The 11162-nt window shown below is 37.4% G+C and carries 8 protein-coding genes; 5 read left to right on the forward strand and 3 right to left on the reverse strand.

Annotated elements, in window-relative coordinates; genetic code table 11:
* Positions 1–32: 32 nt before the first annotated feature.
* Entirely contained in the window at positions 33–2879 is a 2847-nt protein-coding gene (locus tag IQ274_RS25270) for a helicase-related protein (RefSeq protein WP_194143826.1), read from the reverse strand.
* A 763-nt stretch (positions 2880–3642) separates the two neighbouring features.
* Between IQ274_RS25270 and IQ274_RS25275 the strand changes: the two genes are divergently transcribed.
* From IQ274_RS25275 to IQ274_RS25285, 3 genes are read left to right on the forward strand one after another with little or no spacing between them, the layout of a single operon-like run.
* Complete coding sequence (locus IQ274_RS25275) at positions 3643–6309, forward strand: NERD domain-containing protein (RefSeq protein ID WP_194143827.1); 2667 nt, start codon at positions 3643–3645, stop codon at positions 6307–6309.
* 26 nt (positions 6310–6335) lie between these two features.
* Positions 6336–8048, forward strand: coding sequence for a PhnD/SsuA/transferrin family substrate-binding protein (locus IQ274_RS25280; protein WP_194143828.1), 1713 nt, complete (start codon positions 6336–6338; stop codon positions 8046–8048).
* A gap of 39 nt (positions 8049–8087) precedes the next feature.
* The gene (locus IQ274_RS25285; RefSeq protein WP_194143829.1) at positions 8088–9026 is read left to right on the forward strand and encodes a 5'-nucleotidase, lipoprotein e(P4) family; all 939 of its coding nucleotides are present in this window, start codon (positions 8088–8090) and stop codon (positions 9024–9026) included.
* A gap of 181 nt (positions 9027–9207) precedes the next feature.
* Here the strand turns inward: IQ274_RS25285 and IQ274_RS25290 are convergent, their stop codons facing one another.
* A complete protein-coding gene (locus IQ274_RS25290; protein WP_194143830.1) occupies positions 9208–9537 on the reverse strand; it encodes a hypothetical protein in 330 nt (109 codons plus the stop codon).
* Between the two features lie 161 nt (positions 9538–9698).
* Between IQ274_RS25290 and IQ274_RS37470 the strand changes: the two genes are divergently transcribed.
* On the forward strand, positions 9699–9827 hold the full coding sequence (locus IQ274_RS37470; RefSeq protein ID WP_265578566.1) for a hypothetical protein: 129 nt from the start codon (positions 9699–9701) through the stop codon (positions 9825–9827).
* Between the two features lie 117 nt (positions 9828–9944).
* Here the strand turns inward: IQ274_RS37470 and IQ274_RS37475 are convergent, their stop codons facing one another.
* Positions 9945–10067: a hypothetical protein gene (locus tag IQ274_RS37475; protein WP_265578567.1), complete on the reverse strand. Its 123-nt coding sequence runs from the start codon at positions 10065–10067 to the stop codon at positions 9945–9947.
* Positions 10068–10221: 154 nt separating this feature from the next.
* Here IQ274_RS37475 and IQ274_RS25295 point away from each other — a divergent pair, with 154 nt between their 5' ends.
* The gene (locus tag IQ274_RS25295) at positions 10222–10770 is read left to right on the forward strand and encodes a glutathione S-transferase N-terminal domain-containing protein (RefSeq protein ID WP_194143831.1); all 549 of its coding nucleotides are present in this window, start codon (positions 10222–10224) and stop codon (positions 10768–10770) included.
* Positions 10771–11162 lie beyond the last annotated feature (392 nt).

Here is an 11162-nt window from a genome sequence, read left to right on the forward strand (position 1 = left end):
AGGTAGAAGTACTTTGCACGACTACCAGCCTTTTACTTACGTCCGGGTTGGAGGATGAAAATACCGAGAATATCCATCGGCAATTGGGGAGTGACGCGAATTCGGCCTTCTTGGGTCATTGTTCTGACGCGTCTATGGCTTTGTAAAAGTTCTTCTGCTCTTTCTCTGGCAAACTTTTCCAAATCTGGCTGGAGTTCTTCTAACCTTTGAAGTAAATCAGCAATTTCTATCTGCTTCATAGCTTTACTAACATCGCTGACTGGCTTGGCTTGTTGCAGTAGTGATGTCGCTTCCAACTGCGTCAACCAGCTAGGACTAGACGGCGAACCTGTAAAGCCAATAACCGCGCATTCTTCCGCTAGTAGAGATGTGGTATTTAGCGTTTCTGTAGTACGTTTAGAACTGTTTAACAAATGCCGTAACCTTACCAGCAGCAAAGTTGTGCGCTTTTGTACCGCATTAGTTGTAGTAAAGCCGCATCGTGCTGCGATCGGTTCATTTGTGTGGGAGAGTGCATCTTCTAGGATGTACCGTGCCAAGCCTTCCACTAAAGGGTGATTCCGGCCTACGTATTCCACATCCTCCGGTGCTGGGGTGGTAAAAGAGAGTAAACGCGACTTATCTCCTAACGTTGACTTGAGAAAATCCGGTGGTTGGGAAAGTAACCATCCCTGCTTTTTCTTAATTAAAGAACAAGATATGCGAAGGCAAGCCGACAAGACAAACCGCTCTACATCCTGCTCATTCCCTAAAATCTGGTCAGAGTCAATTAATTCCTGTTCTACTTGCTCAGGCTTAATAGCACGTTGAGCAAAGCGAGTCCGATTGGTTTTTTCACGTTCTACTGCCTTGTCCCAATTCTTATGAACTTTATCAACCGCAGATTCTTCTTGAAACTCAAACAGCGATAACTGAATAACCTCAGTAGTACGTTCAAAAAGGGATTTAAATACTGCTTCCGCTACAGTAGTACTTTCCATTGGTACGGGAACAGTAATTCCTAGAGACTTGTGAATCTGCACAGCTTTGCGAATCAGAACATCCAGAACTGCACCATCAACAGGATTATCTCGACCATAAAGCAAGCAGGCTTTCACCTTAGTTGCTGTTTGACCGTAGCGGTCAATACGTCCTTCGCGTTGTTCTAACCGGTTAGGATTCCAGGGTAAATCGTAGTGAATTACTGCACTGAAGTGCGTTTGCAAATTTACCCCTTCACTCAAACAGTCTGTAGCAACTAGCACTCTTTGGGGATAAGATTTTAACTCTTCTAGTCGAGTTTCCCGCTCATCTTCAGAAAGTTCTCCAGTAATCGCAATTACACGGATCTGACTACCTTTTTTCTCTAATTTCTGTCTGAGAGCATCAGCTACATAGTTTGCCGTAGCAATATAGCGACACCAGACAATCGGGTTCATCTGGTCTTTGAGGAAAGATTCTACCGTAGCAATGCACGATTGCAGCTTTTGGTCTTTGCCACCTTGCAACTTCTCTGCTGCTTGCACAAAAGCTTTAAGTTTACGTTTGTCTGCGTCTTTGTAACTCTGCTGTCCCTGTTCTATGACCAAAGTTGGCGAAGCATCAACCGCTTGTTCTTGCTCTGTGGGATCGTGAACATAAGAACTCATCAAATCTTCGTCTAAATCAGCCAGTAAGCGTTCGCCTGATTTACTAACTTGGCGATTTAATGTAGCGATCGCAGCCGCAGGTGAAGACATAACACAGCGAATCAAAGCCAAAGCCGACCAGTATCTTCCCCGACGTTGAGCATGACTCATATCAGCCGTAGTCGTTTTCACTAGACCATGAGCAAAATCATAGACTTCATCAAATAGTTCTTTGTACTCTTTCGATAACTTATATGACTCCTCGCTTGACTCTCGTTCAGGAAAAGGAGTTTCATTCCCTAGCCAGAGCTTGACATCTGCCCGTCTGCGCTGAACAAAATGATTGGCTAAGTGGTCACGTTGTTTGTCAGTTAAGCTATTGAGATTGAAATGCTCAAACTCCGGCTTCAGCAAACCTAAAAGTGAGAGAAAAGATTCTTCAATCCCACTGTGAGGAGTAGCTGTAAGTAACAGTAAATGCTGTTCTTGTTTTTTAGCAATTTCTGTAATTAGCTGATGTCGTTGCTGCTGGGATGTAGTAGTTTTATTTGGACGGGCGCAAGTATGTGCTTCATCCACAATTACTAAGTCAGGGCAGTGAGTTATAAAACTAGCACGCCGACTGTCTGCTTTGGCATAGTCTAAGCTCACAATCAGGTGGCGATAATAACTAAAAACACTGTCATTATTTGGAATGTTCCGCTCTAACTTGGAAGCTGTGCCAGAACGTACTACCACCGCATCAATATGAAACTTTTCACTTAATTCCTGCTGCCATTGATCGCACAAGTGTGGTGGACACAGTACTGCAATTCGCTTAACTTCACCTCGGTCTAGCAATTCACGAGCTATTAGTCCAGCTTCAATGGTCTTACCAATACCTACGTCATCAGCTACAAGCAGTTTTACTGTCTCTAACTTTAGTGCCATCAATAAAGGAACTAACTGGTAAGGACGGGGACGCAATGACAACCGTCCTAAACAGCGAAAAGGCCCAGCACCGCTACGGAGTAAAAGACGTGCAGCATCCATAAGCAAGAGTGCGGCTGCATGGTCTTGTACGCTAGTAGCTTGAGGTAGAGGAAATGTAGCTGATTCAATCTTCTCTAGCTCTTCTTCTAAAAGCTTGTGGTAGATACCAGCAATTTCATCCTCATTGCCTGAAAGGGGTCGTAGACGAATAACATCTTGATTTTCTGAAGGTAGTATCACCCATTGCCGACTGCGACAGGTGACTATTGAACCAGGTGAATGGTTCACAGTTTGTGCCATTGTTAGCCTATATTAGTATTGAAAATTTGGCAGCAGATTAATTAGTAAAAATAGTAGTAATTACTGAATTAATACTTATGAGCAAGCAAGTAGTATGCTCACAAGTCTATTCCGTTTTAAAGTACGCTTAAGTACAATGTAACTAGTGGTATTACGTAAATAAGTTACTTTATAAAAAATTTTATTAAGGAAAGCAAGGGAGAATTGATGCGATCGCAGTCATAGAGAATTTTCCAAAGGCTACCCAAAGCCCAAGGTAAACACATCTAAAGTATAAAAATCCTCTAAGACTTGGGTTTGGGTATTTTATAATTTAGCCTGTTTTTTGAGCAAGCTCCCTTATTCAGTAAGGGTCTGGTAAACAACCGTGCGTTCGCCCTGATCCAAAGCCGATTTAATACCTGGTGTTGCATTTACATCAGTTGTGATCGTTTGAAAAGTTGCGTCAAGATTCACTTGACAATTGAGATGTTAGAAAAGCTACTGCTATGGGAAAACTTGAAATAAGACCCTGTGCTGAAAAATCTTTCTGTGATTCGTCAGCCCAATGCTACCAATTACAAGATTACACAACAGGAGTGGCAACGTGTACATGAGTTGAAAGGATAGCAATGGTAGCGGTTGCTCTTCAAATTCTTAGAGGAAACCCAGGCGATCGCACACTGTAATCAGTGTCACGCATTCAGTATTATTCAAAGGATTTTTTGTACTGATATCAACTAATGGTGTAGCGATCGCAAAATATCAATTTCAGGAGCATCAAATGGTCAACAGCAGAAATACCCAAGCAACTAAAACATCTAATAGAGGAGCAATACTAAAAGTTTTAGCTAGACTAGCAACAACAGGAATAATTAGTTTTGGAATTGGTGGAGCAGTTACTTTTGACCGTTATAGCAACTATTGGAATCAAACAATATTTCGCGTTCAGACTGTTGATTTTAACATTTTATCTCATACTCTACCAACGAAACTTTCTTATGCAATTATTAAAAATAAACCAGAAGAAGTACAACGTACTTTAGATAGTAATTATAGTTTATTTGGATTAATCGTTACAGACTCTAGTGGACAAAAAATAATTTCGTATTCAGGTAAAGATTCTGGAAAATCCTCATCTTGGAAAGCGGCTCTAAATCCACAAGAGTTAACAAAACATCCATACGATGTGTTGCTTGATCCTCCACCTGCATTTGCACAGTGGACTTATAGCAATTCTCATGCTACTGAACGCAGTGCTATAAGTGTCACTAATCAGGGCCGTGTTATCGGTAGGGTTTACTATGTTAGGGGTGTAAGGCCAACGTTTCAAAAGGATATTGCAACATTGGTAACTAATCCTTTTTCTGGAAGTAGTAGGATTCAAACTTACGCAACAAGTCTAATGGCTTGTTTCGGGGCGACTTTGCTTGTCTGGAGTGGTTTGGAGTTTATACTTTATAAAAAGCGAGTTGATAAAAAGAAAGCAGAAAAAAGAGAAGATGAATTAGAAAATATCAACAAAGTTTTAGAAGTTCAATTAGCCGAGAGAATAAATGAACTAACATTATTAAAAAATCAAAGAGAGGAAGAAAAGAATGAATTAGTTAGAGATGCTAGTAGAATGCGTATTTTAAATAATAGGCTTAAACAGGAAATTTATCAACTCAAGGAATCTCTGAATAATCTCCCAAAAAATACAGAAAATTTATTAACTCTGCAAACTGAACTAGAAAAAACTAAGTTAGAAGCACAAGAGAATCTAAACAAACAAAAACAGTACCAACAACGTATTGAAAAACTAAATCATCATTTACAACTTGCTCAAACGAAACAATTAGAAGCTAATCAATTATATAAACTGAAAGAAAATGAATTAGCTAAACTTCAAGAACAAATGAAGAATATTGAAAATTCTCGTTTATTAGCTAAATCAGAGTTACAACAACTACAAAGCAATGAAAAAAAATCTCAAGAAATTGCTACTAGACTGGAACAAGAATTAACTAATCAAAGACTTGAACAACAGCAACTTAACAATAAATTGAAGATTTTGCAAAGTTCCTTATTAGAGTCTCAACAACGCGCTAAACAGGCACAAGCTGAATCTGACAAAACTAGATTAGAGGCACAACAAAATCTCAATAAACAACAACAGTATCAAGCACATATTGAAAAACTAAACAGAGATTTGCAGATTGCTCAGGAGAAGCAACTAGAAAATAATCAACCAAAAGCAATTGAATTAGTTCAACTAAAGCAACAAATATATGATGCTGAATCTGAATTACAAAAATTGCGAAATAATGAAAAAAATTCCCAAGAAATTGCTACTATTTTAGAAGAACAGTTAATTAATCAAAGTTTAGAACAGGAACAGCTTAACCATCAACTAGAACTTTTACAAAGTTCTCTGTTAGAATCTAAACAACGTGCTAGAAAGGCACAAATTGAATCTGAAAAAGCTATATTAGAAGCACAGCAAAATCTAAATAAGCAACAGGAATATGAAGAGCAAATTAAAAAATTAACTCAGGATTTATATATTGCTCAAAATAAACAAGCAAGAACTAATGAACTAAAAGAAAATGAATTATCCCAACTTCAGCAGCAAATACAGGAAATTGAAAACTCTCGTTCTTTAGTTAATTCTGAATTACAACAACTGCGAAATAATGAAACAAGTTCCCAGAGAATTATTACTGCCTTAGAACAACAGTTAGCTAATCAAAACTTAATGCAAGAGCAACTTAATACTCAACTAGATATTTTGCAAAATTCTCTATTAGAATCTCAAGAGAGAGAACAACAATTAGAACAACGTGAAAAACAGAAACAAGCTGAATTAGAAGCTTTGGCTAAAGAGCTTGAGATTATTACTGTTGAAATAAAAGGTAAACATCCTCTCAATATTTTTGAATTATCTATTAAAAACTCTTTAGTAAAGCATTTTTCTTCAGAAAGAGTATTAACACAATTTGATGTAGGTAGCGGAAGACAAGGAAGTAAATTTACTGATTTTATAATTGTTACAAATAAGTGCTGTATCGTTGTAGAAGCTAAATCTTATAAAGGAACAATTGAATCTGTTGGTAATCCGCGTAATACTGGATGGACTTGCGATACAGGAACTAGAAAACTCTATATTTATGCTTGCTGGGGAGAAAACCCTTATCAGCAAGTTAAAACTTATGTAGATTCTTTATATAAATATGTAAATTCATCAAACTGGGGTAAATTTCCTGTGTATGGTATTGTTGTATTTCCAGCAAACTCGGATATTAATAATAACATTGAATCGAATATAGGTGGTTTTTATAGAGTAGCTACACTAAATAATTTGATTACTGTTATTGAACAATTAGACAATCAAGCTTATTTACAAAATGCAACAAGATATCAAAAAATCTTGCAGAAACTTACAGGCATATCTAATCAACAAGCAGCTTAATCATAAAAATACAGGTGATATCTATTGTGTCTAATTCTAAAAATAGCTATATTTTCATAAAGCTTCTAGCATTTATTGGAATTTTGGGTTTATCAGGTTGTCCATCTAATTCTCCTAAATCCGCAGTCTCCTCACCTTCTCCTGTTATTACAAATAAACAACAAAGCTTACAAACAAGTTCTTTAACTATAGGAATTTTGAGTAAGCCCAGTTACTATGAAGAGTTAACAACTTACCTACGTGAGAAATTGGGTAATAAAGTACAAATAGTTATTGATGGTGATGAATCAATTCCTTATGAAGAAGCCCGAAAAAGGATGATAAATAAAGAATGGGATATTGCCTTTACTTTATCACCAATACTTTCTGTAGCTGCTAAAAATAACGATTATCATTTTGCAGCGCGAATGTTTCCAAATAATCCTCCATATTACCAAGCTACTTTATTCACAAAATCTACTAGTAGTATTCAATCTCTCAATGATTTAAAATCTACAAATACTATTGCTCTTGGAGATTTCAATTCAGCATCTAGTTTCTATGTACCTGCTTATGACTTATTTGGTAAAAGTCTCAGGGTAGACATGGGGCATCGAGGAAAAGATATTAAAGACTTAGTTAAAACTGGAAAAGCTGATGTAGGTGCTGCTGCTTATGAAGCAGTTACAAATGATAAAGATTTGAGAATCATTCATTTAAGTAAGGAAATTCCCGGCTCTAATGTTTATTTATCACCTAAGCTTTCTGAATCTGACCGTCAGATAATTACAAAAATTTTACTTAACGCACCAGATAATATTAGAAAACAAGCTAATTATGGTGGTGGGGAGGAATCTGACTATTCACAATTAATAAAGATTTCTCAAAGAACTGAAGAAATATTGAGATGTGCAAATTTTCAGCAAAATCCGGTTAATTTTTACTGTAGTAATAGTTCCCTAAATCAAAAATCTAATAATTCTAATAATACTTCAGAAATATTAGGGCGAATTAATGGATGGACTCGCCAAACTAATGAAATTGAAACTTTCAAGTTGTCAGGAAAAGATAATAAAGTTTACCAGATAATTATACCTCGAAAAATCCTGAATCAAATTCCTGGTGCTTCTAATCCAATTGCTTTACAAGGTAAAGAAGTCAAAATCATAAATGTTGCACCCCAAAAAGCACAAGGACAAGTGTTTGAATTAAAAATTACAGAACCTAATCAATTGAGTTTATTAGAAAATATATCTAATTCTTCTACTCAGTCAAGTTATCAAGTTAAACAAGTTGATGATGGCGATACAATTACTGTCACTGATGTATCTAATCAAGAGATCAGAGTGAGATTTGCTTGTATAGATACCGCAGAAGTACCTCATTCGGATGCAGAAAAAAATAGTGATAGTTCTGCTGATACAAATCAGTTCCTATGGGGCAATAAAGCTAAAGAACGACTAAAAATATTAATACAACAGGGTGGTAGTCAAGTCAAACTGAATATAGTAGATACTGATTTTTATGGGCGTAAAGTTGCTGAAGTACGTTTACCAGATGGCACTTTTGCCCAACAAGTATTAGTTAAGGAAGGATTAGCTGTGGTTTATCGAAAATACCTGAAAAACTGCCCTAGTGCTGGTATTGTAGAACAGGCTGAAGCCGAAGCTAAACAACAACGTTTAAATATCTGGGCAGATTCACAATTTACTGCACCTTGGGATTGGCGTTCGCAGAAAAAATCCTCAAAAAAATCCTAAACTTTCCCAAAGAAAATCATTATAACTACCAAAATATCAATGTCTAAATTATCCACTAAATTCTTTGCTGCTCCCGCGTTGTTACCAGTGCTACTCCTGTCACAATTGCAGCAAGATACACAAGGAGGAATTAGTAACCAACAATTAAATGAGCAATCAATGTTGGCAGTTAATTGGGTGCAACAATCTGGAGAATATAGAGCATTAACTTATCAAGCGTTCAATATAGCCAAACTCACTTTTGATACCGCTAAATCAAAAAATATTACCCGTCCCGCCATCATTGTTGATATTGATGAAACAGTTCTTGATAATAGCCCCTATCAAGCAGGGCTATTAGATACTAATAATGGTTTTGAAATTACTACTTGGAATCAATGGATTAAGGAGGAGAAAGCTAAAGCTGTACCGGGAGCAGTTGAATTTGTTAATTATGTAAATAAAAATGGGGGTAAGGTATTCTTTATTTCTAATCGAGATGAAAAGAGCGCTAAAGATGCTAAAAGCAATGATTTAGAAATAGCTACTATTAACAATTTAAAATCTGTGGGGTTTACAGGAGTAAACGGACAGACAGTATTGTTAAAGGGGGAGTTTACCAAAAAGATTGACGGCAAAGAGAATACTTCTAAACAATGGCGAGTAGAAGCTGTTAAAAATGGCAATGCTGATGGAAAAAGATATACAGTAATCGCCTTGATTGGGGATAATCTAAATGACTTTGATGAAACTATAGGCAAGAATAACCAACAACGTCGGGATCATGTAGACAAGAACCGTAATTTTTACGGTATGTTTAATATCACAAAAGGGATAGTTAAACCTGCTTACATTGCAATACCTAATCCTATGTATGGAAACTGGGAAACAGGGATTTATAACCCACTGATATTAAAAAAACAAAGTCCTTTTGATATGACCCCAGGAGAAAGAAATCAACAACGTCGGGAATCTTTAAATCAGTGGTTTGGGAAGTAATATCAAATTCGATAATTAATTACAAATTTTATAACTTTCCAAAACAGTAAAAAATTTTCTCCTATAGATACTCCCTGCTGATCCCCCCCACCCAATTCTCGGATGCAACGAAGCAATCACTCAGGTTTCAAAAAATATACCAATTTCTAAAACTTAATTTTGGAAACAATTTAAACTATTATTAATCTGATAATAAGTCTGTTAAATCCCTACCATATATATAATAGGGGTTTCGGTATTCTTCTGGAATATCATTCATTGATTCACTATTTTCTTGAAGATATTTACTATTACTCTCTTGAAACCTTTTAAGTTTTTGATGTATGGGTGAAGATTTATCTTTTTTACCACTATTAATATAGTTTAAAATATCTTCCCTTAATTTATTCAATCTATTATGAGTAGCTAAAAGATTATCTGAAGATAGAGTATAAGCCGTTCTATAGTCATGCCCAGCCTCTCTCAATCTCTTCCATTCTTCCCATCTGGACTTTTGATTTAATGGTTTCATCGGATTAAATCTATCGCTATAATTACCAGTATATTTAAATTAGTTTAATTATTATATATTACCTACCTAAATAATCCCTTATTTTGCTACACCAGACATTGAGCGCATAACAGCATTCGAGAGCATGAAAACCACCGACGCGATCGCCCCCCACCCCAACCATGACCAACATCCATAACCTCGGCATCACCGATACTGAGTATGCCCAGCTACTAGCCCAAGGCTACGACCCCAACCTAGAACACCAGTTGGTTGAGCTTGGCGAGAGCTTAGACGAAGCTTGTTGCTAGCGCGAATAGTGGGACTGACACAAGACAAAGCACCCCAGACAGACGAGGAGTGGGAAGAGTTCATGGCAGTGTGGGAGCATAGTTACGATGGTTCTCTTGGAAAGTGAGCGATTGCCCTTACTCGATTCCTAAAGGAAAAGTTTTGGTTGACAGTCGAATCTGGAAATCGCTCTTTACACCAAGCGATCGCTCCGCGCGTTCGGCATCGCTTTCCCGGATCACCCCTGCACCCCTAATCATATTTAAGAGCTAGTGTCCAGACGGATAAGCGAAGAAAAAAAGTGATCGCCTACCTGTTCAGTATTGCTTTTATCTCTCTATCGGCTAATACCCTAATTTCTCAATCAAAGCTATATTACCATCGGAAAATGCCAAGATTTTGGGATAATAGCAGATGATTGATCTCTACACCTTCACCACGCCCAATGGACGCAAAGCTTCCGTTATGCTGGAAGAAGTTGAATTGCCCTACAATGTCCATAAAATTGACATTACTCAACAACAGCAATTTACACCTGAATACATCGCCATCAATCCCAATAGTAAAATTCCGGCCATTGTTGACCAAGAAACCGGGATTAAAGTTTTTGAATCGGGTGCAATTCTAATTTACCTAGCCGAAAAAACAGGCAAACTATTACCTACTGAACAAAAAAGCCGTTTTCAAGTACTACAGTGGCTGATGTTCCAAATGGGAGGAGTCGGGCCAATGTTTGGGCAACTTAACCACTTTAAACGTTTTGCACCCGAAAAACTTCCCTATGCTATTGAGCGTTATGAAAAGGAAACTTTACGTATTTATGGTGTCTTAGATAAACAACTGCAAGACAATGAATTTATCTGTGGTGACTATTCTATTGCTGATATTGCTACTTATCCGTGGGCAGCGATTTATGAATTTCAGGGTTTAACACTCGACAACTATCCAAATCTCAAACGCTGAGTGGACATGGTGCAGCAACGTCCGGCTGTGCAACGCGGAATGCAAGTTCCTTAAATGCAGGAGGAGGGATGAGTCAACAATGGGGATGATCCAAACTCCATCCCAGCCAACAGTAAAATCATTCGCTCGTAAGTAACCGCAAAGCAATCCCAAGTATTACTGGATTACGGACGGCATCCGTGGCTTTGACCAGATACACTAGGGACTGCTGGCGATGGAGTACTCTAAACATTTAGTCTCAATGCCTCTCTAAATTGGACTGGTTCTAGGGTGTTGATTTTGTGGGAGAGATGCTCAAAATTCTTCATGCAGTTTCTATGTCGTCAGTTGTGGCAGAAAACAAAATTCTTCTTTTCGAGAGCATAGATTGGCCAAAAACTTGAGCCGCCCAG

Origin of the sequence: Nostoc sp. LEGE 12447 (genome assembly GCF_015206985.1) — a bacterium.
GTDB lineage: Bacteria > Cyanobacteriota > Cyanobacteriia > Cyanobacteriales > Nostocaceae > Nostoc.

What these genes read in the sequence shown, in the direction of transcription:
- IQ274_RS25270 (WP_194143826.1), bottom strand. Translation starts at nt 2,879, where the DNA reads ATGGCACAAACTGTGAACCATTCACCTGGTTCAATAGTCACCTGTCGC.
- IQ274_RS25275 (WP_194143827.1), top strand. Translation starts at nt 3,643, where the DNA reads ATGGTCAACAGCAGAAATACCCAAGCAACTAAAACATCTAATAGAGGA.
- IQ274_RS25285 (WP_194143829.1), top strand. Translation starts at nt 8,088, where the DNA reads ATGTCTAAATTATCCACTAAATTCTTTGCTGCTCCCGCGTTGTTACCA.
- IQ274_RS25290 (WP_194143830.1), bottom strand. Translation starts at nt 9,537, where the DNA reads ATGAAACCATTAAATCAAAAGTCCAGATGGGAAGAATGGAAGAGATTG.
- IQ274_RS37470 (WP_265578566.1), top strand. Translation starts at nt 9,699, where the DNA reads ATGACCAACATCCATAACCTCGGCATCACCGATACTGAGTATGCCCAG.
- IQ274_RS37475 (WP_265578567.1), bottom strand. Translation starts at nt 10,067, where the DNA reads ATGATTAGGGGTGCAGGGGTGATCCGGGAAAGCGATGCCGAACGCGCG.
- IQ274_RS25295 (WP_194143831.1), top strand. Translation starts at nt 10,222, where the DNA reads ATGATTGATCTCTACACCTTCACCACGCCCAATGGACGCAAAGCTTCC.